28 protein-coding genes are annotated in these 23653 nt (G+C 67.2%); 15 read left to right on the forward strand and 13 right to left on the reverse strand.

Features of this window, described 5'->3' with window-relative positions:
- Positions 1–117 precede the first annotated feature (117 nt).
- A complete protein-coding gene (locus AC5FRV_RS17735; RefSeq protein WP_493562415.1) occupies positions 118–1125 on the reverse strand; it encodes a DUF368 domain-containing protein in 1008 nt (335 codons plus the stop codon).
- Positions 1126–1233: 108 nt separating this feature from the next.
- On the opposite strand from AC5FRV_RS17735, the gene AC5FRV_RS17740 reads away from it, so the two are divergent.
- Entirely contained in the window at positions 1234–2376 is a 1143-nt protein-coding gene (locus tag AC5FRV_RS17740; RefSeq protein ID WP_493562416.1) for a M20 family metallopeptidase, read from the forward strand.
- Positions 2377–2379: 3 nt separating this feature from the next.
- Here the strand turns inward: AC5FRV_RS17740 and AC5FRV_RS17745 are convergent, their stop codons facing one another.
- Positions 2380–2802, reverse strand: coding sequence for an Ig-like domain-containing protein (locus tag AC5FRV_RS17745; protein WP_493562417.1), 423 nt, complete (start codon positions 2800–2802; stop codon positions 2380–2382).
- 53 nt (positions 2803–2855) lie between these two features.
- Here AC5FRV_RS17745 and AC5FRV_RS17750 point away from each other — a divergent pair, with 53 nt between their 5' ends.
- Both AC5FRV_RS17750 and AC5FRV_RS17755 read left to right on the forward strand, forming a co-directional pair.
- Positions 2856–3470: a hypothetical protein gene (locus AC5FRV_RS17750; protein WP_493562418.1), complete on the forward strand. Its 615-nt coding sequence runs from the start codon at positions 2856–2858 to the stop codon at positions 3468–3470.
- Positions 3471–3671: 201 nt separating this feature from the next.
- Positions 3672–4142, forward strand: a complete 471-nt coding sequence (locus AC5FRV_RS17755) for a hypothetical protein (protein WP_493562419.1) — start codon at positions 3672–3674, stop codon at positions 4140–4142.
- Positions 4143–4300: 158 nt separating this feature from the next.
- Here AC5FRV_RS17755 and AC5FRV_RS17760 read toward each other — a convergent pair whose 3' ends face one another.
- A complete protein-coding gene (locus AC5FRV_RS17760) occupies positions 4301–4690 on the reverse strand; it encodes a RidA family protein (protein ID WP_493562420.1) in 390 nt (129 codons plus the stop codon).
- 390 nt (positions 4691–5080) lie between these two features.
- Here AC5FRV_RS17760 and AC5FRV_RS17765 point away from each other — a divergent pair, with 390 nt between their 5' ends.
- Both AC5FRV_RS17765 and AC5FRV_RS17770 read left to right on the forward strand, forming a co-directional pair.
- A complete protein-coding gene (locus AC5FRV_RS17765; protein ID WP_493562421.1) occupies positions 5081–6598 on the forward strand; it encodes a carboxypeptidase M32 in 1518 nt (505 codons plus the stop codon).
- Positions 6599–6607: 9 nt separating this feature from the next.
- Positions 6608–7048, forward strand: a complete 441-nt coding sequence (locus tag AC5FRV_RS17770; RefSeq protein WP_493562422.1) for a metal-dependent hydrolase — start codon at positions 6608–6610, stop codon at positions 7046–7048.
- A gap of 33 nt (positions 7049–7081) precedes the next feature.
- On the opposite strand, the gene AC5FRV_RS17775 is transcribed toward AC5FRV_RS17770, so the two are convergent.
- Entirely contained in the window at positions 7082–7396 is a 315-nt protein-coding gene (locus AC5FRV_RS17775) for a HalOD1 output domain-containing protein (protein ID WP_493562423.1), read from the reverse strand.
- A 68-nt stretch (positions 7397–7464) separates the two neighbouring features.
- Entirely contained in the window at positions 7465–8121 is a 657-nt protein-coding gene (locus AC5FRV_RS17780; RefSeq protein ID WP_493562424.1) for a helix-turn-helix domain-containing protein, read from the reverse strand.
- A 125-nt stretch (positions 8122–8246) separates the two neighbouring features.
- On the opposite strand from AC5FRV_RS17780, the gene ubaA reads away from it, so the two are divergent.
- Complete coding sequence (gene ubaA, locus AC5FRV_RS17785; RefSeq protein WP_493562425.1) at positions 8247–9056, forward strand: SAMP-activating enzyme E1; 810 nt, start codon at positions 8247–8249, stop codon at positions 9054–9056.
- A gap of 36 nt (positions 9057–9092) precedes the next feature.
- On the opposite strand, the gene AC5FRV_RS17790 is transcribed toward ubaA, so the two are convergent.
- The gene (locus AC5FRV_RS17790) at positions 9093–10019 is read right to left on the reverse strand and encodes a cobalamin-binding protein (RefSeq protein WP_493562426.1); all 927 of its coding nucleotides are present in this window, start codon (positions 10017–10019) and stop codon (positions 9093–9095) included.
- Positions 10020–10147: 128 nt separating this feature from the next.
- On the opposite strand from AC5FRV_RS17790, the gene AC5FRV_RS17795 reads away from it, so the two are divergent.
- The 3 genes from AC5FRV_RS17795 (at position 10148) to AC5FRV_RS17805 (ending at position 14093) form a co-directional block, all read left to right on the forward strand.
- Positions 10148–11602: an ABC transporter permease family protein gene (locus AC5FRV_RS17795; protein ID WP_493562427.1), complete on the forward strand. Its 1455-nt coding sequence runs from the start codon at positions 10148–10150 to the stop codon at positions 11600–11602.
- 86 nt (positions 11603–11688) lie between these two features.
- Entirely contained in the window at positions 11689–12474 is a 786-nt protein-coding gene (locus AC5FRV_RS17800) for an ABC transporter ATP-binding protein (RefSeq protein ID WP_493562428.1), read from the forward strand.
- Positions 12475–12569: 95 nt separating this feature from the next.
- Entirely contained in the window at positions 12570–14093 is a 1524-nt protein-coding gene (locus AC5FRV_RS17805; protein WP_493562429.1) for a hypothetical protein, read from the forward strand.
- Positions 14094–14176: 83 nt separating this feature from the next.
- On the opposite strand, the gene AC5FRV_RS17810 is transcribed toward AC5FRV_RS17805, so the two are convergent.
- On the reverse strand, positions 14177–14470 hold the full coding sequence (locus AC5FRV_RS17810) for a DUF6432 family protein (RefSeq protein ID WP_493562430.1): 294 nt from the start codon (positions 14468–14470) through the stop codon (positions 14177–14179).
- A 152-nt stretch (positions 14471–14622) separates the two neighbouring features.
- Between AC5FRV_RS17810 and AC5FRV_RS17815 the strand changes: the two genes are divergently transcribed.
- On the forward strand, positions 14623–15489 hold the full coding sequence (locus AC5FRV_RS17815) for a DUF7093 family protein (RefSeq protein WP_493562431.1): 867 nt from the start codon (positions 14623–14625) through the stop codon (positions 15487–15489).
- 26 nt (positions 15490–15515) lie between these two features.
- Positions 15516–15908 (forward strand): DUF5611 family protein, encoded by a 393-nt coding sequence (locus AC5FRV_RS17820; RefSeq protein WP_493562432.1) that lies wholly within the window; start codon positions 15516–15518, stop codon positions 15906–15908.
- 292 nt (positions 15909–16200) lie between these two features.
- Here AC5FRV_RS17820 and AC5FRV_RS17825 read toward each other — a convergent pair whose 3' ends face one another.
- From AC5FRV_RS17825 to AC5FRV_RS17840, 4 genes are all read right to left on the reverse strand, one after another.
- A complete protein-coding gene (locus AC5FRV_RS17825) occupies positions 16201–16995 on the reverse strand; it encodes an ABC transporter permease (RefSeq protein ID WP_493562433.1) in 795 nt (264 codons plus the stop codon).
- Positions 16992–17945 carry an ABC transporter ATP-binding protein gene (locus AC5FRV_RS17830; protein ID WP_493562434.1) on the reverse strand — a complete coding sequence of 318 codons (954 nt, stop codon included), beginning with the start codon at positions 17943–17945 and terminating at the stop codon, positions 16992–16994. The genes AC5FRV_RS17825 and AC5FRV_RS17830 overlap by 4 nt, the downstream gene beginning before the upstream one ends.
- Before the next feature lie 101 nt (positions 17946–18046).
- Positions 18047–18406 (reverse strand): cell division protein SepF, encoded by a 360-nt coding sequence (locus AC5FRV_RS17835; protein WP_089816537.1) that lies wholly within the window; start codon positions 18404–18406, stop codon positions 18047–18049.
- A gap of 197 nt (positions 18407–18603) precedes the next feature.
- Entirely contained in the window at positions 18604–19083 is a 480-nt protein-coding gene (locus AC5FRV_RS17840; protein WP_493562435.1) for an RNA-binding protein, read from the reverse strand.
- 164 nt (positions 19084–19247) lie between these two features.
- Between AC5FRV_RS17840 and AC5FRV_RS17845 the strand changes: the two genes are divergently transcribed.
- Both AC5FRV_RS17845 and AC5FRV_RS17850 read left to right on the forward strand, forming a co-directional pair.
- Positions 19248–19529: a DUF7562 family protein gene (locus AC5FRV_RS17845; protein ID WP_089816539.1), complete on the forward strand. Its 282-nt coding sequence runs from the start codon at positions 19248–19250 to the stop codon at positions 19527–19529.
- Positions 19530–19748: 219 nt separating this feature from the next.
- Positions 19749–21059, forward strand: coding sequence for an RNB domain-containing ribonuclease (locus tag AC5FRV_RS17850; protein WP_493562436.1), 1311 nt, complete (start codon positions 19749–19751; stop codon positions 21057–21059).
- A gap of 151 nt (positions 21060–21210) precedes the next feature.
- Here the strand turns inward: AC5FRV_RS17850 and AC5FRV_RS17855 are convergent, their stop codons facing one another.
- Entirely contained in the window at positions 21211–21585 is a 375-nt protein-coding gene (locus AC5FRV_RS17855; RefSeq protein WP_089816541.1) for a winged helix-turn-helix transcriptional regulator, read from the reverse strand.
- 212 nt (positions 21586–21797) lie between these two features.
- Between AC5FRV_RS17855 and AC5FRV_RS17860 the strand changes: the two genes are divergently transcribed.
- Positions 21798–22031, forward strand: coding sequence for a DUF8015 family protein (locus AC5FRV_RS17860; RefSeq protein ID WP_493562437.1), 234 nt, complete (start codon positions 21798–21800; stop codon positions 22029–22031).
- Between the two features lie 273 nt (positions 22032–22304).
- On the opposite strand, the gene AC5FRV_RS17865 is transcribed toward AC5FRV_RS17860, so the two are convergent.
- Positions 22305–22898, reverse strand: a complete 594-nt coding sequence (locus AC5FRV_RS17865) for a 50S ribosomal protein L15e (protein ID WP_493562438.1) — start codon at positions 22896–22898, stop codon at positions 22305–22307.
- 295 nt (positions 22899–23193) lie between these two features.
- Between AC5FRV_RS17865 and AC5FRV_RS17870 the strand changes: the two genes are divergently transcribed.
- On the forward strand, positions 23194–23653 hold a 460-nt coding region (locus AC5FRV_RS17870), incomplete at its 3' end, for a TrmB family transcriptional regulator (RefSeq protein WP_493562439.1).

Below are 23653 nucleotides of genomic sequence, written 5' to 3' on the forward strand. Positions count from 1 at the left end.
ATGCAGCGGTCGTGCGGTGATAAGCGCCCGGATACCGGACGGCCTTCGCGGTGCCCAGGGACCCCGCGAGCCCGCAATCCAGCCGCTCGGTCGCCCGTCGGTTTTCCCTCGCCTTCCTCAGACCGTTTCGAGGTCGATGTCGACGGCGTACCAGTCCAGCACGAGGACGATGACGGCGCCGACGACGGCGGCGCCGCCGAAGAGCAGTATCGTCTCCTGGCTCCAGGTGTACCCTTTCTGTCCGATCTGGAAGACCGGAGCGCGGAGCGCGCCGACGACGAGGGCGACGAGGAAGGCCAGCGTCGCCCCGTGGTTGGCGTCGAGCGCGCGCCTGATGATCCGGGCGATCGTCAGGACGCCGATCAGCCCGCCGACGATGAAGGCCACGACGACGCTGCCAGACCCGACGACGTCGGCCGGGGAGCCGCCACTCACGATACCGGTGAGCGCGCCGAGAAACGCGTGCAACTGCGCCGACAAGTACGCGTGCAGTCCCAGGATGACGAGCATCAGCGACCCCGAGATGCCGGGGAGGATCATCGCGCTGACCGAGAACGCGCCGGCGACGAACACCAGCAGGAGGCTGCTATCGCCGCCGCCCGAGTTGATCCCCGACGCCAGAAACGCCACCGCGAACCCCGCGACGGCGGCGGCTATCTCGTCGGTTCCCTCGATATCGATGGCGCGGAGCAGGATGACTGCGGAGGCGGCGATGAGGCCGAAGAAGAAACCCAGCAGTTCCCGCGGGTGGTACTCGTTCGCCCACTCGACCACGCCGGTGACGGCGATGACGGCGGTGAAGATACCGCCCAGCAGCGCGATCAGGAACCAGCCGTCGACGTCCTCCCACACGTCGAGCGCTCGGGGTATCGAGACCCCGCCGCGAATCGGGAGCAAGGCGGTGACGCCCCGGACGAACCGTTGCGGGGTGACGGCGGTCACCGCGGAGATCAGCCGTTCGTAGATGCCCGCGATGAGCGCGATGGTCCCGCCGGAGACGCCCGGGACGGCGTCGGCGGTGCCCATGAACAGGCCGATGACGTACACGCGCAACCATTCTCGGAGGGGAGGGACGGAGCCACGCACAGTGTAGTCCTCTGTGGCGTGGTCGGAGGGAGTACTCATTGCGCTTACGTTGGCCTATCGGCGGGAAGTCCTTTTTGGGAGGCGATGGGTCGACGGGCCCGCGAGTGACCCGGCCACGCTTTTGTCGCCAGGCGGTGACGATGGCCTATGGACGTCGCAGACCTCACGCGTGAACTGGTCTCGATTCCGAGTCACGAGGACGAGACCGCCGCGGGGGACTTCGTCGAGGCGTGGCTCCGCGACGAGACAGACGCCGCCGTCGAGCGAGACGGGCACGGAAACGTCTTCGCGCGCGTGGGCGAGGGCGAGACGACGCTCGCGCTCGCTGGCCACCACGACGTGGTCCCGCCGGACGACTCCCAGATCGACGAGCGTGGTGAGTACGTCGTCGAACGGCGGGAGGGGAGAGCGCCCGAGCGAAGTGAGGGCGCGGACAGCGCGAACGGGAGCGAAGCGACACGTGAACGCCGCCTCTACGGCCGCGGCACGGCCGACATGAAGGGCTGCGTCGCGGCGGCGATGTGCGCACTGCGGGACGTGGACCCAGCCATCCTCAACTGCGAACTCGTCTTCGTCTCCTTCGTCGCAGAGGAATCCGGCTGTCTGGGTTCCGAAGCGGCGGTCGAGGACGGGTTCGCGCCGGATTACGCCGTCGTCGGCGAGGGGTCGACGGGCTACTCCGCCGAAGGAGTCACCGACGTCGCCGTCGCGCACAAGGGCCGTCGCGGAAGCACCGTCACCGCCCGCGGCACCGCCGCCCACGCAAGCGAACCCGAATCGGGCGAGAACGCCATCTACCGCGCCAGCGACGCCGTCGGCGTGGTCCGGGACCTGGACTTTCCGTCGACGGATGTCATGGGCCACGAAGTGGCCGGGAGCGTGGCCGTCACGGAGATCGAGGGCGGGTCGGCCTGGAACGTCGTCCCCGAGCGCTGTGAGGTGACCGTCGACGAGCGGACGGTCCCCGGCGAGCGCGCCCCCATCGAGCGCGTCGAGGAGATTCCAGGCGTCGAGTGGACCGTCGACCAGGACCTTCCGCCGATGGCCTGCGAGGACGCAGCGTTCGCCGACCTGGTGCTGGACGTCGCCAGCGAGTCGCAAGATGGGGCGCCAGAACACGTCGTCAAACCCCACGCTACCGACGCCGGGAACCTCGCCCGAGCAGGGACTCAGTGCGTCGTCGTCGGCGCGGCGGAACCGGGAGAAGCCCACACCGCCGACGAGAGCGTCTCCATCGACGTGCTGGAGCGGTGCTACCGCATCTACCGCGGCGTCGCCGAGTCGCTGTAACGCTCAGCAGACGATGACAGACCTCTCCAGCCCCCCGCTGGTGACTTCGATGGTCGAATGAGCGCAGCCGGTCGCGCCCCAGGGGAATCGGAGCGTTCGGTTCCCCTGTTCGGCCATCAGTCGGTACTTCCCGTGGGGGGCCAGATCCTCGATCTCGGTCTGTTCCCCGGGATTGACGCTCGCGTTCGCCGTCGCGACGGTCGCGCCATCCTCCCGAACGGTGACGGCCACGGCGACCCGTTCAGAAAGTTCGTTCTCGATGGTGAGGTCGTTGGCGGAGTCGGTGGACCGGAACTGGATCCAGAGGTCGTCGGCCGTTGCGGCGACGAGACCACCGCCCGCCACGAGCACCACCACAATCACTAAACCCCACGTCGCCCGATGCATGTTCCGGAGGTCGATGAAATTACACATGTTTGTTTGCATTTCCGTCGCGCTAGACGTCACGCTCATTTGGCCTCCGCTCCTCTGATCGACCGATGGCTGGTCTCCGCGCGCTCACGGTCCGTACGCTCGCGATGCGGACCCTCACTGCGGCGGGGGCCACCGTCGGCCTCCTCCAGACGTACGGGCTCCCCTTCGCGTGGAACGTCGGCCCCGTCGGCCGGCGGTGGGAACCCGTCCGTCGCACCGCTTCGCGGGCGCTCGGTACCGCGCTCGACTACCGTGCCGGCCCGCGCCCCATCACGGAGGGGGAGTACGCCGGCACCTATCCGGGCGACCGCGGCGAATTCGAGGAACTGCTCTGGCGGGAGGAGTTCGTCCGCAATCCGTTCTCGCGGCTGAAGGTCCGCGAGGACGGCCCGGAGGTCGGTTCCTGGGTGACTCGCGACTCGCCGCTTGCGGACAGACAGCTCCACCTCATGCTGTTCCCAGGCGAGGACGGCGTGGATGGCGAGGACGGCGTCGACGTCTACGCCCACGAGGAGATATCGAGCGTCAACCCGCTGCTCGGCCCGGCGCACTTCGACGGGGCGGACCAGCGGGTCGCGCTGGGCGTCGAGATGGCCCGGGAGCGCTTCCCGCTCGAAACGAGGCGGCCGTGGGTCGAACCCCCGGAGGGCGCCTGGGACGAGAGCCCCGACGTCGTGTGAGTCGACATTCGGTGGACCCCACTCGTCCCCGACGACGGCCGCACCTGCCTCGACGGCGGGCCGGGGTCGACCAGCGCCGCGAACCCGGTGCGGTCTACGGCGGGTGGTGTCGGCTGATAGATACGTAGCGGGCCGGACGAAGGTGGTTTCGGACGGCAGAGATACAGGTTTATTAGCCACCGATCCGAGTCGCCCGTATCGATGGGGGCACCACAACCGATCACGGTCGTCGGGTTCCTCGGGGGGATCCTGGGAACGATCGTGATGACGGCGTTGATGCACACACTGGCAGACACAGAACCGCTCGGCGCGAAGTTCCTGGGCACGGTCACGGGGAGACGGCCCCGGTACCTCGTCAGGTCCGGGCTGGTGGTCCAGATCCTCTATGGCGGTCTCGCCGGGGCGCTCGTCCCGTGGATCGTGGTCGGCCTCGCTGGGCTTCCCGGCGAGGTCGTGACCACCCTCCCGAGCGCCCTCGCCGTCGGACTCGCGGTCGGCGTCGCGCTGTTCGCCGTCATGGCCCTCCTTGTCCGGACCGACGTGACGCCGCTCGCCCTCGTCGGGACCGGCGACTGGGCCGTGTTCGCGGGCCTCCACGTGGCCTACGGCGTCGTGTTCGCAGTCGTCATCGGCCTCAGCCGGACCGTCTGGTATCCGCTGGCCGGCGTCTGACTCCGGGCCGAGCCGAAGGTGGGGCTCTGAAATGAGAGCCCCGACGCCGAGTGAGTCGGGACGCGGTGGGCGTCCTCAAAGTGGTCGTTGTAACTTTTTACCGGCGTTCGCCGGTACCGTCCACGTCGAACGCCGGTAAGGGCTTACAACGACCACTATCAGTCCTCGAGGACCGCCGCGGCCTCTATCTCGACGAGCATGTCCGGGTCCACCAGCGCCGCGACCTCGTACATGCTCGTCGCCGGCCGGATATCGCCGAAGGCCTCGCCGTGGGCGCGACCGATTTCGTCGTAATCATCGACGTCGGTGACGAACATGCGCGTTCGGACCACGTCTTCGAGCGAGGCGCCGGCCTCCTCCAGCGCGCTCTCGATATTGTCGATGGCCTGGCTGGCCTGGGCGTACGGGTCACCGACGCCGACGATTTCTCCTTCGTCGTCCGTCGCCGTCGTACCGGACACCTCGACGCGGTCGCCGACGCGGACGGCCCGCGAGTAGCCCACTTCCTCCTCCCACACCGTATCGCTGGAGACTGTCTGTCGGGTCACGTCTGGGTCTGTAACTGGTTGGACTATGAAACTAGCGTGGTCAGTTCAGATTAGCTACGTAGCGTTTGGCGGGTTCCGGGATTGTCGCTTTTCGCACGAAGTCAAACACCTCGAAAGCCCTCGGCGCGCTCGCCTCGTGCGACTCGCTGTCGTCCGAAAATCGGAGATTTTCCAGCAGCTCGAAAGACAAGCGAGTCTTTCGGTGCCGGAGCGCGTCGAGGGATTTCTGGGTGTTGGCGGTCTCCGTTCTTCCAGCGCTATCCCATCAAAACACCCGTTCAACTCACCCTCACAGGGACCAGAAACACTGATCAGAAGACCACCTCGCCAACCGCCACCAACGGACCATCGAGCGCGGCAGTTTTACCGTGCCCCGTCCAATCACGAGCCATGACGACAGACGCCGAAGCAGAGGCGGAAGCCGACGCCGACGACACCTACGAGCGCTTCGAAAACCACGTCCAGCGGTATCATTACGTCGGGGACGCCGGGGGCGTCCTCCAGTGGGACCAGGAGGTGATGATGCCCGACGAGGGGACGCCCGCCCGCGCCAAGCAGCTCTCGACGCTGTCGACGGTGAGTCACGAGATGCTCACGGACGACGACCTGGCGGGGTGGCTCGACGAACTCGACGGACAGGATCTGGACGAAGGGCAGCAGGCCAACGTCCGGGAGACTCGCCGGGAACACGAGCGGGCGGTGAAGGTCCCCTCGGACCTCGTCGAGCGCATCTCCGAGACCACCTCGAACGCGCTGCCCGTCTGGAAGGAGGCCAAGGCAGAGGACGACTTCGACGCCTACGCCGACACCCTGGAAGAGATCATCCAGCTCAAGCGCGAGTACGCGGAGGCCATCGACCCCGACCGGGACCCATACGAGGTGCTGTTCGAGGAGTACGAACCCTACCTCGGTCTGGACACCGCCGAACAGATCCTCGAACACCTGCGCGACGAACTCGTGCCACTCATCGACGACATCGACGACAGCGACGTCGAACTCGCCGACCCGTTCGACGGCACCTACGCCGAGGCCGACCAGGAGGAACTCGTCCGGGCCGCTCTCGACACGCTGGGCTACGACTGGGACCGCGGCCGCCTCGACACCGCGCCCCACCCGTTCTCGACGGGGACGCAGTTCGACGCCCGCGTGACGACGCGGTTTCAGGCCGAGGACCCGCTCGACGCCGTCGGGTCGACGATTCACGAGTTCGGCCACGCGACGTACACGCAGGGACTGCCCAGGGAGCACTACGGCACGCCGCTGGGCGACTCCCGGGACCTCTCCGTCCACGAGTCCCAGTCGCGCCTCTGGGAGAACCACGTCGGCCGCTCACGGCCGTTCTGGGACCTGTTCGCCGACACTGTCGACGACCACCTCGGCGTCGACGCCGCGCCCGGCGAGTTCTACGAGGCCGCGAACACCGTCCACCCGGACAACCTGATCCGGGTCGAGGCTGACGAACTCACCTACCACATGCACATCGTCCTGCGCTTCGAGATCGAGCGGGACCTCATCCACGGCGACCTCGACGTGAGCGAGGTGCCGCAGGTGTGGAACGAGAAGATGGAGGAGTACCTCGGCGTTCGCCCGGACACCGACAGCGAGGGCTGCCTGCAGGACATCCACTGGACCCACGGCTCGTTCGGTTACTTCCCGACGTACTCGCTGGGGTCGGTGCTCGCAGCACAGCTCTACGCAGCCGCGGAGGACGATCTGGGCAGTCTCGACGGCCAGATTCGCGAGGGGAACTTCGACCCCATCCACGACTGGCTCACCGAGAACGTCCACGCCCACGGCAGCCGCTACACGACGGACGACCTGATACGGGAGGCGACTGGCGAGGAGTTCACCGCCGACTACTTCCTCGACTACGCCGACGCGAAGTACCGCGACCTCTACGACTGCTGAGGTCGACGCGTGCCGGTCGGCCTGCCAGTCGGTGACCACGCGCTCTACCTTTGGACAGCCGTGGCCACGCACGCGCTGGTTGGGTACACTCTCGGGAAAGTGCTCGTCGACGAGCCGGCCTGGGGCCTGCTGGGCGGCGTCGCCGCCGACATCGACCTGCTCTTCCCGCTGGCGTGGCAGCCGCCGCTCGTCCACCGGGGCGTCACGCACACCGTTCTCGCGGCCGCCCTCCTGACGCTACTGGTCGCCCGCTGGCGCCGGTCCGCGGGCCTCGCGGTCGGCGTCGCCTACGCCTCGCAACTGGCCATCGACGCGACGACGCCCGCCGCAGTCCCGCTCCTGTACCCCATCACGACGACTCGCGTGGGCGTCGAACTCGGCGGTCACTCCTGGCCGGCGACGGTACTCCTCTGGGCTGGCTGCCTCGCGGCGCTGTCTCGGTGGCGGTGAGGCACGAGAACCGGGGGACGGGACCGGTGAACGTCAGTCGACCGTCACACAGACCGTCTCCCCGCCGCGAACAGTGACCAGGCGGTCCGCGTACGAGAACTCGATGGAGACGGTGTCTCCGGGGTCGGCGCACCCGGATTCGACGATGCGATCGAGCGCCTCGGGGTCGATGCTCTCTGCGAGTGGATCCAGCGAGTCCGTTCCTGTGCCAGCCCCGACGGGGTCGAGCCCGGACGCCGCAGCGACGGCACGCACGACGGCGAGCGAGGGCGCCTCGTCCGGTCTGACTCGGCACGTTGTGGTTCCGTCTGGCAGTTCGGCGGCTGGATCGTTACAATCAACAGTCATCTACTACCGCCTGGTACGCCCCACGGGCACGAATGGGTGCGTGTTGTTTCTGGGCAACCTTTTAAGTGTCACCGCTCGCCGAGTGTGTGTTCCAGCAGGTTCTTCTCCCCGCGGCGGAGCAGGGTCGATACCGCCTGTCCCGAGACGTCGAGCGCGGCGGCGATTTCGCTCACGGAGGTCTCACGGGGAACCTCGAAGTAGCCCAGTTCCAGCGCCTTGCTCAGGGCCTCGTACTGGGGTTCCGTCAATCCGTACTCCATTCCACCACTCGCGTCGTCAGACGTTCCGTCCTCGTACAGCCGGTTCAACCGAAATCCGACGTCCTGATTCCCGCAGGCCTCCGCGTAGGCCCGCAACGCGTCGCGCGAGGGTATCCGAGCGACGAACCGCATGCCGTCAGCCGAAACCGTCAGGTCGAGGACGACGATGTCCGCCTCGGCGGCGACCAGGTACGTCGAGACGTCCTGGCCCGTCTCCGAGAGCGTGAGCCGGTAGAGCCGACGGTCGTCGGTGCGAGTGAGGTGCCGGAACGACCGGACCGTCTCGTCGGTCGCCACCGCCGCCTCGAACCCAGGGAGGTGTCGTTCCGCGACCCACACGAGAAATCTGAGTCGCTCGTCGGGAATCGACCGTATCTCCTCGAGTTGTAACTCCGCGTCGTCGAGTTCGGCGACCGTCGCCGAGAGGATGGGTGTGGCGAGGACGCCTTCGCCGACGAGTGCCATTGGCGACTGTGTGCCTGCCACTCTAAAGCCGGTTGTGGCCAGTTGCGTACGCCGTACACGGACGGTCGTCGGCGTCGACGCCGCGGACCCGCACCCCTTTTGGCCCTCGGCAGCGACGCTCACGCATGGTCGACCTCGACGCCACGCAGCTCGACCGCTATTCGCGCCACGTCATCATGGACGACGTGGGCCCGGCGGGCCAGGAAGCCCTGCTCGAGGCGAGCGTGCTCGTCGTCGGTGCGGGCGGCCTGGGGTCGCCGGTCCTGCAGTACCTCGCGGCCGCCGGCGTCGGCACCCTGGGAATCGTCGACGACGACGTCGTCGAACGCTCGAACCTCCAGCGCCAGGTGATCCACGGCGACGCGGACGTCGGCCGGTCGAAGGTCGAGAGCGCCCGGGAGTTCGTCGCCGACCTGAACCCCGACGTCACCGTCGAGACGTACGAGACGCGCTTCGACAGCGAGAACGCCGCCGACCTCGTCGGACAGTACGACCTCGTCGTCGACGCCTCGGACAACTTCCCGACGCGCTTCCTGGTCAGCGACGCCTGCACGGTCGCCGGGACGCCCTTCTTCCACGGCGCCGTCTACCGCTTCGAGGGGCAGGTTACGACCTTCTCCGGCGGGGGGCCGTGTTACCGCTGTCTCTTCCCCCAGGCCCCGCCGGAGGGCACCGTCCCCGACTGCTCGACGGCCGGCGTGCTCGGCGTGCTCCCCGGCACCGTCGGCTGTCTCCAGGCGACGGAGGTCGTGAAATGGATCGTCGGCGAGGGCGACTCGCTGGAGGGGCGCCTGCTCGCGTTCGACGCCTCGGCGATGTCGTTCGACGAGGTGCCGGTCAACAGAAACCCCGACTGTCCGGTCTGCGGCGACGACCCCAGCGTCGATTCCGTCAGCAGTGTCTCGTACGAGGGCCGCTGCTCGCTGTCGGACTGAGCGACGGGCGGGAAGGGCGGAAAATTCGGGAGAAAGCTATCGCTGTGCCGTCGCCAGCGACTGGACCGCGTCCGCCGGCGGCCGGTCGAACTCGTCGGGGTGGATCAGCGCCGCCAGAAACTCCAGCGTGTCGACGAGGCGCGGCCCGGACCGGTTGACGTAGTTGTGGCCGTCGACGAGGTGGACCCGACCGCTCTGGACCGCGCTCAGTTCGTCCCAGCCCGCTCGCTCGGTCACGTCGGCGAGGTTCTCACGGGTCTGGTCCAGGTCGAACCCGCAGGGCGCGACGACGAGCACCTCGGGGTCGTACGCCCGAACCTCCTCCCACTCTCGCGGGCGCGAGTGTGCGCCCGCGTCTTCCATTTCGTATATTCCACCTGCCTTCTCCACCATCTCCGGGACCCAGTGGCCGGCGACCATCACGGGGTCGAGCCAATCCAGCACTGCAACGCGGGGGCCGTCGTCGCCGTCGTTCGCAGACACCTCGGCCGTCGTCTGTTCGACTGCCTGGACGCGCTCCCGCAGGCTCCCGACCAGTTCAGTGGCGGCCTCGCGTTCGCCCACGGCCTCGCCGATGTGCTCGATGCTCTCGAACAGGTCCGCCAGGCTGTGGACGTCCATCGTCAGCACCTCGGCGTCCAGACCCAGGTCGGCGACGGCCTCCTCGACGAGGACGTGATCGACCGCGCAGACGTCGCAGACGCCCTGGGTGACGAACAGGTCCGGGTCGACCGCGGCCAGCGCCTCCCGGTCGACCGCGTAGACGCCGTCGTCCGCCTCCGCGTCGGCCACCTGTTCGTTTATCTCCGCGCTGGACGCCTCCGGGTCGACGCGGGAGCGGTTGACCGACGGCAACGCCGCGGCCTCCGGCGGGTAGTCGCACTCGTGGGAGACGCCCACGGGTTCGACGCCGAGGGCGTAGACGATTTCGGTCGCGGAGGGGAGCAAGGTGACCACGCGCATACGTGCGAGTGGGACGCCCGCAGTCAAAAACACTCCCGTCGAACGCCTGGTCTGGACCGGGGCAACGTGATCGTTCTATCCACGACACGATGAGGAAATATTATCAGTCGCCGTCGTGGACGGTTGCTATGGATCGCCCAGACCTGTCCTCCCTTGCGGTCCCCCTCCTCCGTGGCGTCGCGCTCGCCGCCTGGACGTGGGTCGCCTTCGCCGCGGTTGCGGCCAGCATCCTCGTCCGCGCGGACGACGAGATGCAGGCCGCGCTCGACGGCGCGGTTTCCGCGTCCTTCGTCGAGTCGTTTCTCGGCGTGTTGACCTTCGACTTCGGCCTGTCGATACTGTACCAGGAGCCGGTAATCGACATGGTGTTCACCGCCCTGTCGACGACGCTACTGCTCCTCGGACAGGTCGCAGTCGTGGCGACCGTCCTCGGCGGCGCGCTCGTCGCGCTCTCGCGGAGAAGCCCCGGCGCTCGCCGACTCGTGGAGGTGTTCGGATACCTCGGCGCGTTCCCGGTGCCCGTCGTCCTGTTCGGCTGCTACGCGCTGGGCATCTCGATCGGGTGGGCGTGGCTCTCGCCCGGCGCAGGTGGGTCCCTGGGCAACTGGCTCGAAGCGACCGTCCTGGCCCTTCCCATCGCCGCGGCGACCGGTCGTATCCTCGTCCGTGAGCCCCGAAACCGCGGCTGGCTGATCGATGCCTGGCTCTTCGGGATGTGGATCCTGGGAACCGTCGTCTACGTCGAGTACGCGGCCAATATCCGCGGTTTGGGACTCATATACAGGGAAGCGAACTACAACCAAGACGTCCCCCTCACCTTCGCCGCGGGGGCGGCGATCGTCCTGATCGGTCTCGTCGGCGTCGTCGCCCGCGAGGTGGCGTTCTCTGCCGAGGGTAGCGGGTGGTTCGGAAGCGCGGACGCGGGCGCCGACGCCGCTGTGCCCGACGGCGGTACAGGCGTCAGTGACCTTGACACCGTTCTCTGGAACGATCGGCGCGTCCAGGCCGGTCTCGCCGGCTTCGGCGTGTTCCTGGCTATCGGCGTCGTCGGTAGCCTCCTGCTGGATCCGGTACCAGTCGGGCAAATACCGCAGTCACCGATCCGTGCGACGGTCGAGGCCCTCGGCGTCGTCACGTTCGCAGCGGTCGGCGTGGCGGCCGTCGCCAGCCTCCTCGGCGTCGCGCTCGGCCTGTTCTCGGCCCGCGTTCGGTACGGTCGGGCCGCGACGGCGCTCACCGTCGGGCTCGCGGCGAACGTCTCGTTTTTCGTCTGGATGCAGTTCGTGCCGGGGGCGCTGGATATGCCACTGCCGGACTCGGTCTGGCTCGGGGTCGCCGTCTCGCCACCGGTCGCGCTGGTCGCGAGACGGGAACTGGCCGGCCGTGCGGGGATTCCCGTCGCTGCCCTGTGGCCCTCGCTCGGCGTCGCAGTGACCGGCGCTGCCGTGGCGACCCTGGTCCTCGTCCAGATCCAACCGGTACGAATCATGAACTGGGACGTTCTCGCACCTCCCATCGGAGTCGTGATCGGACTCCCGGTTCTCTCGCTGTTTCTGCTCGGCGAGGGGCTCCGGCGTCGCTAACTGGCGGCTGCGCCGACGAACCGACCGCCGTCGGCCCCATCCCCTCCACGCGAAGACATTTGGGTCTGGCAGGAGCGATGACTAGCATGTGTCCGCCGGCAATCGCGACCGCGGGGCTCCGCAAGGAGTTCGACGACGCGGTCGCGGTGCGCGACCTCGATCTTTCGATTCCGCGCGGCGAAATCTACGGCTTTCTCGGCCCGAACGGGGCGGGAAAGACGACGACGCTCCGGATGCTCACCACGCTGACGACGCCGACGGCGGGGACGGCCCGCATCGCCGGCGAGCCGGTCAGCGACCGGGCGGCCGTCGTCGAGCATCTCGGCTTCCTGCCGGAGCAGCCGCCGGTGTACGGCGAGTTGACGGGCCGGGAGCAACTGGAGTACGTCGCGGGGCTGCGGGACGTCGACGACTGGGACCACGTCGAGGACCTGCTGGAGCGCTTCGACCTCGCAGGCGACGCCGACCGTCGCGTCGAGGCGTACTCGAAGGGGATGAAACAGAAGCTCGGGCTGGTCCAGGCGCTGGCGCACCGGCCCGACGTGCTCTTCCTCGACGAGCCGACGAGCGGGCTGGACCCGCGGGCGGCCAGGACCGTCCGGGACGTCATCGCCGAAGTCGCCCGCGAGGAGACGACCATCTTCCTCTCGACGCACATCCTCCCGGTCGTCGAGGAACTCGCCGACACGGTGGGCGTGCTCTCGGACGGCCGCCTCGTCGCCGAGGGGAGCCCCGGTGAGCTGACCAGCCGCGTCGAAGACGGTGCCGAGGTCGGTGACGGCTCGCTGGAGGACGTCTTCCTCGACGTGACCGCCGAGGCGCCGTCGGGGGACAGCGCGGTCGAAGCGGACGCGCCAGACGTCCAGCGATGAGCCGGCGGCCGAGCGGTCGTCACGCCGCTCTCGTCGCCCGGGTTGAACTGCGCCGGAGCTGGCGCACTCTCACCGACACGAAGCGGGGGCTGCTTATGCTGACCGCCGGTGGTATCGTTCTGCCGCTGTACGGGCTGGGACTCGGTGCCGGCGCGTGGGCTCTCGGTGGCGCGCTCGTGGACGGCTCGTTCTCGCTCGCCCGTCCAGTCATTGGCGCCGCGCTCGCCGGGCTGACTGGGCTCGTATTCGCCGTGACCGTCCAGCGGGCGATCAAGCACACCGGCGAACCCGATGCCCCCGACGGGCTGTTGACGACCGCGCCGTACCGGGACGTCCTCTCCGGACTGCTGGTGGCCGAGTTCGGGCGCGTCGGTGCCGTGGCCCTCCTCCCGACCGTGGGAATCGTCGTGGGGTTCGGGCTCGGCACCGGCTCGGCCCTGGCCGGTGCGGTCCTGCTCGCGCTCCTTTTCGCGCTGGCCATCACCGGGCTGCTAGCGGGGTACGCGCTCGGCCTCGTCGCGAAGTACGTCGCGGGTCGGTCCGAGTTCGTCTCGCGCCACCGGGCAGGCATCGGACTCGTGCTCTCCGTGGGCGTCCCGGTAGCGTACATCTCGCTGAACGCCGTGCCGGCTGTCCAGCACGCCGCGTTCCGGGCCGCCGCCGCGACGCCGTTCGCGTGGTACGCCGACGTGACGTTCCTCGCCGTCCCGGGGATAGCGGCGCGACCGCCGTTCGCGGTCGGCGCCGTCGCTTCGCTGCTCGTCGGCGTGCCGGTGCTCGCCGTCGCCGTCGACGCGCTCGCCGAGCGGGTGTGGTACCTGGACCGCGTCCAGCCGGACCACGCGTTCGACCCGCGGGCGACGACGCTGTCGGACCGGCTCCTCGCCGGCCGCGTCCCCCGCCAGACGCGCGTCGTCGCCCAGAAGTGCTGGCGCCGCGCCCGCCGGTCCCCCTTCACGGTCCAGTTCGCGATCTTCCCGTTCTTCCTGCTCGTCCTCCAGGTGCAGGTTGCCCTGATCGAGCGGACCGTCCCGGCGTCGCTCCCCCTCCTGGCCGCGCTGGCGAGCGGAATCGCGGGTGGCGCGGCGTTCTCGCTCAACCCGCTCGGCGGCGAGGGCGACGTGTTGCCCGCGACGCTGACCTCGACGGTCTCAGGGACGCAGTTCGTCGCCGGCCTGGCCCTCGCCGGCGGGCTTCCGGCCGCCATCCTGGCGGTCGCGCTCGCCGCCCCACTGGGCGTCGCTGCCGGGCTGGGTGTTTCGGCCATCGCCGCCGCGGCGGGCGCCGGAATCGTCGTCGCGGTCGGTGCGCCGGCCGTCGCCGCTGGCGTCGGCGTCGTCTTCCCACGGTTCGAGACGACCACGGTCAGGAGCCACGCGGTGGTCGTCCCGAGCACCTGGGCGTTCGTCGGGTACGCCGTGTTGCTGGGGGTCGCCGTTATCCCGGTGCTGGTCACCCAGCATCCAGTCCTCGCCTCACTCGTCGGACCGCGCGTCCCGTATGGCGATGGAGTCCTCGCCGCGCTCGGCCTCGTCGGGACGACGGTACTGCTCGCGCTCATCGGTGGTGTGAGCGGCGGCTACGCCGCACGGACTGTCGGGACGTACCGACTGGACTGAGTCAGTCAGCGGGTGGACGGCGCGACGGCTACCAGGACACTGAGCGCGTAGTGATTCGACGCGAGTGGCCCGCGATCGGTCGGTTACAGCGGCAGGCGCCGCCGAAGCGCGTCCAGCAGTGACTCGTCGTCGTCGACGTCTGCCGGGCCGACGACGCCGTCTTCGGGGACGATGACGGTCCGCTCGTTCTCGTGGTTCACCAGGATCAGGTCGTCCTCTTTGAGTTCGGCGAGCGCGTCTTCGAGGTGGTCGATGTCGGCGTCGACGCGCGACCGGATCTCGAACACGGTCATCCCCTCCTCGCGCCGGTCGGCGAGTGCGTCGAGAACCGCGACCTCCGTCTCGTCACGGTCACGATACGCCGGCTTCACTCTCATATCCCGCAGATACACGTGGATCACTCTTGTGCTTATCCCTCGACCCAGTAACTGGCCGGCGGCATCGGGCCGTCCGGCGACCGCGGGCAAACGTATCAGATCGCGGGGTGCAAGCAGTAGGCTTATGTTTCGCAGCGAATCATGACGTGACAATGGGTCTCAAATGCTCCGTCCTTGGACACAAGTTCGGAGACGCGACGGTCGAACGCGACCGTGAGGAACAGGGGAGCGAGGTCGTGATCACCATCCGGGAGATCGAGGCCTGTCGCCGCTGCGAGGAGGAGCGGGTCGTCTCCGAGAACAAGGAAGTCACGACGCTGGAGACGCCGGACGAGCCCGCCGGTGCGAGCGAGGAGCCCGCGGACGAATCCGAGGAGACGGAATCGGACGAGACGGAACCGGTCGCCGACGCCGAGGACGTGACGTCCGATTCCGCCGACGAGGCTGACGACGCTGGCGACGACCGCGAAGACACCGTCGAGACGTCCGGGAGCGCGGACGAGGAGTTCGACGGCCCCGTCGACGCGGACGACGGAACTGCCGTCGGCGATACCCCGGTCGACGCCACCGAGGGCGCCGAGATCCTGGACGCCGAGGCCGACGACGACGTCGTGGACGACGAACTCGCCGACCCCTCCATCGAGGAGACGGGCATCGGCAGCGACCCGGTCGAGGAGGAACCGGTCGAGGACGACGCCGTGTTCATCGACGAGGACGACGAGAGCGACGACGGTAACGGCGGCCGGGAGCCCGGCGCGTGGCCGGAGGAGCCAGACGACGACCGCGACGACGCGTGGGCACCGAGCGACGCGCTTGACGACGAGAAACCGATCACGGCCCCGGACGCCGGGACGGAGAACAACGCCGCCGTCACCATTCCGGACGGCCAGTTCCGCTGTCCCCAGTGTGGCTACACGACACTGGTAGAGGACTCCTCGCTGCGAGCCGGTGACTTCTGTCCCGACTGTCGCAAGGGATCGCTCGTCCACGAACCACGGGACGAAACGCGAAAAGAGTAAGGCGGGTCCCACACAAACCGATTTGCATGCGAGAGTACAAGATGCGTCGGGGGGAACACCTCGAAGATCGCGTCCCTGACATGGAGGTATTTGTCGAGGATTACTTCGGTGAACCGACCGACACGGAGGAGTACAAGGGGAACGACCTCCTGGTCGTCGAAGAGCCAGAGAATCCGGTGTTCGAGCGCGTCGTCGCCGGAACTATCGAGTTCAGTGGCAAGAAGAACAAGCTGGCGCTCAACATCACCGAGCGGCCGGCCGAGGACGTCATCGCCGAGGGTCACGTCGACGCCGCCGAAGACGCCGTCAACGCCAAGAACGACTTTCTCGAGGAGGCGACCGGCCGTGACGCCAAGGCTCGCCGCGACTCCATGAAACGCGACGTCGAGGACGACGCCGACGCGCCCGACGACGTCTAGGCGGTCCCTGTCTCCGTCGAGCGATTCGAACCGACCCGAACAGTCGTCACTCCTAAGTACGTGTGTGACATACGTTATCATACGCCTGGCCCGGAGGCGGCTCGAAAATATCCGGGTCACGAGCCCGGCTCGTGCGGTCGCCGATCGGCTGGGTACCCGGTCGGCGTGCGCCCTGTCATAGTTTGTCCCGCCCCGCCGGTGGCGGACAGTGACTGGCGGTCTGCCGCCAGCACAACCCGGCATTCCGGTTTCTGGCCGCCTGATCAACGCCGCCGAGCGGTGCCCCAGTCCGTCACTCAACGAGCCCGTAACCGCGTTTGACGAGCGCGACGTCGATGGCGACGACGGCGACGGTCAGCCCCGTCAACACCGCGAGCGAAACGTCCGGCGCGACGTCCACGGCGCCGGGGACGACGCCGTACCGGACGCCGTTGACCATGTACACCATCGGGTTGAAGTACGACACCGTCAGGGCGATGCCGTCCAGGGCCTCCAGCGGGTAGAACACGGCGCCGAAGAAGACCAGCGGCCGGATGATGAACTGGTTCATCACCGTCAGGTAGTCGAAGTCCTCCGCCCAGAGCCCGCCGATGAGACCGAAGCCGGCGAACAGGACCGGGATCACGACGGTGAAGGCCAGCAGGTAGAACGGGTTGACCAGCGGTACCGGGGCGAACAGCCAGCCGATGGCCCAGATGATGAGGCCGACGACGACGCCGCGCAGCGCCGACGCCGTGACGTAGGCCAGTACCATCTCGGTGTGGGACAGCGGCGAGGTGAGCACCTCGTGGATGTACTCGTTCCAGCGCCCGTGGAAGATGGAGAACGACGCGTTCTCGAAGGCGTTGGAGATCATCCCGAGCACGACGAGGCCGGGCAGAATGAACAGGATGTACGCCTCGCTGGGCGAGAGACCGGTCTGCTGGAGGCCGACGTCGCCCAGGTCGATACGCGCCCCGAGGACGACGCCGAAGACGGTGAAATAGAGGAGATTCGTGATCACCGGCGGCAGGAAGGTGTTGCGCGGCCGACGGACGTACCGGAGGATCTCCCGGCGCAGTAGCGTCCGGAAGCCCGTACTTCTCACTGTGCCACCTCCGTCTCGACGCTCTGTGTGCGCTCCGCTCTCGTGAGGTCGACGAACACCTCCTCCAGTGACGCCCGGCGGACGTCCAGCGAGGTGACGGTGTACCCCTGGGATTCGAGGTCGCGCATCACCGCCGGCGCGAGCGTGCTCCCACCGGCGGCGGTCACCAGCAGCGTGTCGCCCTCGACCGTCACGCCGTGGACGCCGTCGACGTCGAGCGTCGGCGCCGTGGTCGGGGCCGACTCCAGTCCCACTTCGACGGTGTCGGTTCCTCGCTCCATCAGGTCCTGGGGCGTCGCGACCTCCACCTTGTTCCCCTCGTTCATGATGGCGACCCGATCACAGAGCCGCTCGGCCTCTTCGATGTAGTGGGTCGTCAGCAGGATGGAGGTCCCGTCGTCGTTCAGGTCGGTGATGAGCTCCCAGAGGTCCCGACGGAGTTCTACGTCGACGCCGGCGGTGGGCTCGTCGAGGATGAGCAGATCCGGGTCGGAGACGAGCGCGCGGGCGAGCACGAACCGCCGTTTCATCCCGCCGGAGAGCCAGTCGAAGCGCGTGTCGCGCTTGTCCCAGATGCCGACGGTCTTCAGCGCCTCGGCCGCCCGCTCCTCGGCCACGTCGTGGGGAACGCCGTGGTAACCGGCTTTGTGCTCCAGGACTTCGTGAATGGGGAAGAACCGATCGACGTTGTACTCCTGGGGCGCCAGGCCGATGCGGTCCCTTGCCTCGCGGTAGTCGGCCTCGACGTCGAAGCCGAACACCTCCGCGGTCCCGCCGTCGGCGTGGACCAGCCCGACCAGCGAGTTGATAAACGTGGTCTTGCCCGCGCCGTTCGGCCCGAGCAGCCCGAAGAACTCCCCCGACTCCACGGTGAGCGAGAGGCCGTCGAGGGCCTGCACGTCACCGTACGATTTGCGTAGCTCGCGGACGTCGATGGCGGGTGCCGTCATTGGCTACTCGAAACCGATGGCCACGCAAAAGGGTGCTGAAACGGCTCTCGTCGTGGAGTTACGTCGACAAAACCGGCGTCGAAGATCCGTCCGACGTCGCGTTACTGGCCGAGGCGTTCGCGGCTGATCGCCACGCCCGCCGGCGTGATGAGCAACTGGTCGTCGTCCTTCTGGACGATGTCGCCGCCGACCTCGTTGACGACGCGCTTGAGTTCGTCGCTGATCTGTTCCATCGTCCGGTCCTGCGTGCTGTGGCGCGTGATGTCGGCGACGACGATGTCGCCGTCGTAGACGGCGTCCTTGATCTCGATGACGTCCTGCTTGTTCCCGATTCGGGCGATCCGGACCTGCCGCTCTGCCTCTTCCGAGCCCAGGTCGAAGTCGTCCGCGTGCAGTTCGACGTAGTCCTCGGTCTGGCGAGACGACCCGCCCTCTCCCAGAATCTTGCTCATCAATCCCATATTCCCCAAGGTGGGTGGAATCCGTATAGGTCTTACGTCAGACGACCTTTTTCTTCGTCCCCTTTCCTCGCTCACTTCGTTCGCTGCGGGAAGGGTCCTCGAAAAACGTCGATGAAAAAGGCCGGTCGCTCGTTTCACTCGCGACCGGTGGAAACCGCGACTCGCTACGCTCGCCGCGGTATGCTCTTCCTCTCCGCCTACACCGAGAACTCGAAGAGGTCGTCACCGACGTGGTGGATGGACTCGACGACCTTGCCGGAGTCGCCGACCATGTCGTCGCCCGAGGTCTTCGCGCGGCCGACGGCGAGGAACTTCCCGTGGGACTCTTCGTTGATCGCGACGAGGTCGCCCTCTGAGATGTCGTCGTCGGCCTCGGTGATACCAGGGCGCATGATATCCGCGCCGTCGGAGACGAACGAGACGGCGCCGGCGTCGACGGTGACGATGTGTTCGGTCGGCGGGAAAGCGTTGAGGCCCTGGACGGTGAGGAACGGCTCCTCGTCCACGTAGAGGACGAGCGGCTCGCCGTCGACGAGGACGACTTCCCAGTCGCTGTCGTCGAACTCGACTTTCTCGTAGCTGTCGGCTTCGACATCGACGCCGAGGTTGTCGGCGACGGCCGTCTCGATGTCGTCGATGGCGTCCGCCCGGAGATGGTGGCGCGACTTGACGTTCATACCCTGACTGTGCAGTGGCCCGGAGATAAATCGCCCGCTCTCGCAGTGCTGGTGCACGACGCGTGCTCGATTCGACCGTCCTGACAGACCAGTCACGGACGAGCGGACGTGCTGTCGCCGACGTGCGAAAAACGATAAATAGGTCGGCGAACCAACTAGTTTCCATGCTGGGATCCCGGCGCTCCCGGGACGTCGTCACCTGCATCGCCTGCGGTGAGTCCGTGGACCGGACCGACGCCCGAGAGTACGACAAACACGGCGACCGGTGGAACCGCCGCGACAAAGAGTTCGAGTACCTCTGCAAGCCCTGCCATCGCGACCTGACCCACCAGCCACGGAGCGGTCTCGAAGACACCCTCGACGACGCCGGCGCCGGCGAACTCGACCAGGCCCGCTTCCTCCAGCAGTACCACGACCTCGTGCGGGGGCGCGACTCGCCGAAGTAGGGCGTCTCACCGTCCGCGGACTGCGTTTTCTTCGTTCTCGCTCGCTCGGCGGGCCGTTCCCGGTGGTTGCTCCCGCTCACTTAACCGAGGGCCGCCCTCCGGGCGTGCCCTGCCTGCTCACGGGTCACTCCGTTCGCTCCCGCTCGCTGTAAGCTGGTTTTCGCTGCGCTCAAACCAGCCTCCCGACACTCCTAACTACACACCCTCCGTAGCCGGCGTATGACCACAGACGACGCGCAGGCCGCGGCAGGCACCGTCGAGGGCCAGGGTCCCGTCGAGGTCGACGAGGACGTGGCCCGCCACCTCGCCAACAAGCGCGAGGAGCTGTTCGAGAAGTTCGAGATCCGCGACGAGTTCCCCCCGGCGGTGATGGAGGAGGCCGAGGCACGGACCACCGACGTCCAGCAGGAAATCGCCGAGGAGATCGACGAGCGCGAGGACCTCCGGGAGATGACGACCTGGACGACCGACCCCATCGACGCCCAGGACTTCGACGACGCCATCTCCGTCGAGGAGCGGGACGAGGAGTACGTGCTGTGGGTCCACATCGCCGACGTCACTCACTACGTCAACCCGGACACGGCGATGTGGGACGAGGCCGTCGAGCGGGCCAACACCGTCTACCTCCCCGACTACACCATCCACATGCTCCCGCCGATGCTGGCCGAGACGGTCTGCTCCCTGGTCCCCAACGAGGACCGCCTCGCCCACACCGTCGAGATGCACCTCGACAAGGAGGATCTGGGCTACGAGACCATCGACATCTACAAGTCTGTCATCCAGAGCGACGCGCGACTCACCTACTCCGAGGCCGAGACGCTGCTGGACGAACCCGAGAGCGCCGCCGACCTGCTCGAAGACCAGAGCGTCGACCTGGCGGAGAAGACGGACCTCGTCTGGAACCTCGCCGACGCGATGCACGAACAGCGCAAAGAGGAGGGGTCGCTCGTCCTGAACCCCAGCCGGGACCGAGCCCACACCATCATCGAGGAGTGCATGCTCAAGGCCAACAAGGCCGTCACGCACGAACTCATGTGGGGCCGCGGCGTCGAGGCGATGTACCGCGTCCACCCCCAGCCCAGCCCGGAGGAGTGGGACGAGGCCCTCGTCGAAATCCAGGAACTCGACGGCGTCTCCATCCCCGGGAGTTCGTGGGACGACCCGCGGATGGCCGTCAACGCAACGCTGGAACAGGCGCCCAAGCGTCAGCTCGACAAGATCCAGTGGGCCGTGATGAAGGTGATGCCGCGGGCGAAGTACATGAACGACCCCTTCGGCGGCCACCACGCGCTGAACTTCGAGATCTACGGCCACTTCACCTCGCCCATCCGCCGGCTCTCGGACCTGATCAACCACTGGATCGTCTACACCAACGACGTCCCGGAGGACCTGGTCGCGCTGTGTGACCGGGCCAGCGACAAGCAGAAGGACGCCGAGCAGTGCGAGCGCGAGTACAAGCAGTTCCTCGAAGAGGTCGGTCTCGACCCCGCCGCGGTCAACAATCGCGGGATCGAAGTGATCGAGGAGTAGGAAGGCGCCGACCGCAGGGAGGGGCCTTCGTGATGCGAACGGCGAGTGAAACGAGCCGTGAGCGGGAGTAGGGAGGGGACGTCACACTGCGAACGGCAGAGCCACGAGCAGCGATCGGGCTCGAAAAATCCGAATGCCTTCTCTCCTCTCGTCAGTCGGCAGCGGGATCCGTGCCGTGCGCGTCGAGGTACCGCTTTCCCCACTCGTCCATCGCCGTCACAACCAGTTCGAGTTGCTCGCCCCACTCGGTGAGCGAGTACTCGACGCGGACCGGTTTGTCGTCGATGACGGTCCGGTCGACCAGGTCGCGTTCCTCCAGGTCGTCGAGGCTCTCGGAGAGCACTTTGTCCGAGATGCCCTGTACTCGCTCTTTCAGTTCGTTGAATCCCAGGGCGCCCGCTTCGAGCAGCACAGACACGATAAGCGGATGCCACTTCTTTCCGAGCACGGTCGCCGTCACGGACAGCGGCCGACGTCGTCTCCGCCCGGTCCCACACCCCGGTGCGTCGTTCCCCGTCAGGTCCATAGCTCGCATATAAAATTCCTCACAGATAAATGCTGCAGAACCCGACTCGCCCCACCTCGTCACAGCCAGGATCAGTTCACAAATAATATCTAAATATTCGACTTAGGCAACAGCAAACCACGGAAACACGGCGGTGTGTGTTCGGAAAACTTGATTAACATAACACTTTAGTCGGATCAGGTCGAAGTTCCGGGCGGAGGTGAGAACGAACGATGGCCAGTGGCATCGACGACACGGCGGAACGAACTGACCTTCGACGGCAGCTTTCGCGATACGACCTCGTTCTGGCCGTCATCCCGGCGGCGTTCTTGCTCGCCGGATTCGCGAGCGTGTTCGTCTCCGTACCGACACGCGTCGTCCTGACGGGGGCGGCGGCCGTCGGACTGCTCGCGCTCGTCGACGGCATGTTCGTCAACCCGCCCCGTTCCGGGTCTGGAGCTCCCTGATAGTGGTGGTTGTAATTCTTTACCGGTGTCTCTTCGCAACCGGCCGGTTCAGCTCCGGTTCACCGCCGGTAGTGTCTGCATCCTGATATAGTTACAACCACCACTATGAGGGCGTCGCGTTCCGTTCGTCCACGGGTACCGGTTCATCGCGTCACACCGTCCAGCGTTTTCTCTCCGGCCCCACTGGACGTCCAACCGGTGCCCGGAATGCGTAGCGAGCGCTCGCCGGAGTGATAGTGACAGTCGCAAACGACGGAAGAACGGCCGCGTCGGTTACTTACCGCGTCCGCGGTTCGAACTGAGGCTGGGGCGGGTGTGTTCGCTACCCTTGCCCTTCTTGCCGAGACCTCGGTTGCGCTGACCGGCGCCGGTGAGACCGCGGAAGACGCGGTCCGTCTGGGCCGGGTTGCAGATCCAGTTGAGGTCGTCGTCGTTCTGGATGGCGGGGTGGTTCGGGTCGACGAGGACGACTTCGTGCCACTTCTGGCTGCCGTCCTGACCGACGGAGTAGCTGTTGAGCACCTCGAGGTTGGGGAAGGTCCGCGCGGCGCGCTCCTCGGCGACGCGCTGGATGTTCTTCCGCCGGGTGACGCGGGTGACGCCCTGCCGCTTCGACCGGCGACCGGCCTTGTGTCGGACCTTGCGGGCCCCGCCCTTGCGGACGGAGACGCGGGCCACGATAACGCCCTGCTTGGCCTTGTAGCCGAGCGAACGGGCCTTGTCCAGACGGGTCGGGCGGTCGATGCGCTCGACGGCGCCCTGTTCGCGCCAGTCCTGTTTCCGCTGCCACTGCAGTTCCGCGAGCTTGTCGTCGTCGTCCTGGTTCTTCCAGGCGTCCCTGATGTGGGAGTAGAAGCTTCGTGCCATGTGTGTTCACCACGGGCGTTGCGTGGTTCAAGTCGCGCCGCGGTCGACTCGACCGCTAGCGACTCACATCCCGACCTGTACAGACAGGTGCCCGCTGGTGCCCGTCGTCCAGCGAGTTACCCCACAGTATCCCGTTCGTCCCCTTAAGCGATTCGAACTCCGCTAGCTCCCTGACGGGTATCACCCGGAAACGGGTGGGAGGCCACGCTGGTACCGGCCGTTTCAGAATTTAATATTATAGTTATCACACTCATTATTAAGGAGGATGATGCTATATAGATAATGAACGATACTTATGGATAGGCGGACCCTGTTGGACGGACTCGTAGACGGTGGGCTCTCGGAGTACCAGGCCGACGCGTACCTGACGCTGCTTGAACGCGGTACGTCGCCGGCCGTCGACGTGGCGAAGAACTGCTCGATCCCGGTCCCGCGCATCTACGACATCCTGAACGAACTGGAGCAGATGGGATACGTGGAGACGCTCGATAGAGACAAGTTGCACGCGCGCGCGTGCGACCCAGTCGAGTTCATCGAGGACCTCCACCACAAGAGCGCACGCCTCTCCGACGTCGCCTCGGAGATCGAGGACCGGTGGGAGCACTCTCCCCTCGGCGAACACGAGATCAACGTGACCAAACACGCCCAGACGGTCCTCGACCACGCGGAGGCCAAGATTCGGGACGCGGAGTGGGTCGTCGACCTCGCCGTGACCGACCGGCAACTCGCCGACCTGGAGGGGGCGCTTGAAGCGG

This window comes from Halomicrobium sp. HArcel3, assembly GCF_058933135.1.

Coding starts and splice junctions, on each gene's coding strand:
- AC5FRV_RS17735 (WP_493562415.1), bottom strand. CDS start 1,125: ATGAGTACTCCCTCCGACCACGCCACAGAGGACTACACTGTGCGTGGC.
- AC5FRV_RS17740 (WP_493562416.1), top strand. CDS start 1,234: ATGGACGTCGCAGACCTCACGCGTGAACTGGTCTCGATTCCGAGTCAC.
- AC5FRV_RS17745 (WP_493562417.1), bottom strand. CDS start 2,802: ATGCAAACAAACATGTGTAATTTCATCGACCTCCGGAACATGCATCGG.
- AC5FRV_RS17750 (WP_493562418.1), top strand. CDS start 2,856: ATGGCTGGTCTCCGCGCGCTCACGGTCCGTACGCTCGCGATGCGGACC.
- AC5FRV_RS17755 (WP_493562419.1), top strand. CDS start 3,672: ATGGGGGCACCACAACCGATCACGGTCGTCGGGTTCCTCGGGGGGATC.
- AC5FRV_RS17765 (WP_493562421.1), top strand. CDS start 5,081: ATGACGACAGACGCCGAAGCAGAGGCGGAAGCCGACGCCGACGACACC.
- AC5FRV_RS17775 (WP_493562423.1), bottom strand. CDS start 7,396: ATGACTGTTGATTGTAACGATCCAGCCGCCGAACTGCCAGACGGAACC.
- AC5FRV_RS17780 (WP_493562424.1), bottom strand. CDS start 8,121: ATGGCACTCGTCGGCGAAGGCGTCCTCGCCACACCCATCCTCTCGGCG.
- ubaA (WP_493562425.1), top strand. CDS start 8,247: ATGGTCGACCTCGACGCCACGCAGCTCGACCGCTATTCGCGCCACGTC.
- AC5FRV_RS17790 (WP_493562426.1), bottom strand. CDS start 10,019: ATGCGCGTGGTCACCTTGCTCCCCTCCGCGACCGAAATCGTCTACGCC.
- AC5FRV_RS17795 (WP_493562427.1), top strand. CDS start 10,148: ATGGATCGCCCAGACCTGTCCTCCCTTGCGGTCCCCCTCCTCCGTGGC.
- AC5FRV_RS17800 (WP_493562428.1), top strand. CDS start 11,689: ATGTGTCCGCCGGCAATCGCGACCGCGGGGCTCCGCAAGGAGTTCGAC.
- AC5FRV_RS17805 (WP_493562429.1), top strand. CDS start 12,570: ATGCTGACCGCCGGTGGTATCGTTCTGCCGCTGTACGGGCTGGGACTC.
- AC5FRV_RS17810 (WP_493562430.1), bottom strand. CDS start 14,470: ATGAGAGTGAAGCCGGCGTATCGTGACCGTGACGAGACGGAGGTCGCG.
- AC5FRV_RS17815 (WP_493562431.1), top strand. CDS start 14,623: ATGGGTCTCAAATGCTCCGTCCTTGGACACAAGTTCGGAGACGCGACG.
- AC5FRV_RS17820 (WP_493562432.1), top strand. CDS start 15,516: ATGCGAGAGTACAAGATGCGTCGGGGGGAACACCTCGAAGATCGCGTC.
- AC5FRV_RS17830 (WP_493562434.1), bottom strand. CDS start 17,945: ATGACGGCACCCGCCATCGACGTCCGCGAGCTACGCAAATCGTACGGT.
- AC5FRV_RS17835 (WP_089816537.1), bottom strand. CDS start 18,406: ATGGGATTGATGAGCAAGATTCTGGGAGAGGGCGGGTCGTCTCGCCAG.
- AC5FRV_RS17840 (WP_493562435.1), bottom strand. CDS start 19,083: ATGAACGTCAAGTCGCGCCACCATCTCCGGGCGGACGCCATCGACGAC.
- AC5FRV_RS17845 (WP_089816539.1), top strand. CDS start 19,248: ATGCTGGGATCCCGGCGCTCCCGGGACGTCGTCACCTGCATCGCCTGC.
- AC5FRV_RS17850 (WP_493562436.1), top strand. CDS start 19,749: ATGACCACAGACGACGCGCAGGCCGCGGCAGGCACCGTCGAGGGCCAG.
- AC5FRV_RS17855 (WP_089816541.1), bottom strand. CDS start 21,585: ATGGACCTGACGGGGAACGACGCACCGGGGTGTGGGACCGGGCGGAGA.
- AC5FRV_RS17860 (WP_493562437.1), top strand. CDS start 21,798: ATGGCCAGTGGCATCGACGACACGGCGGAACGAACTGACCTTCGACGG.
- AC5FRV_RS17865 (WP_493562438.1), bottom strand. CDS start 22,898: ATGGCACGAAGCTTCTACTCCCACATCAGGGACGCCTGGAAGAACCAG.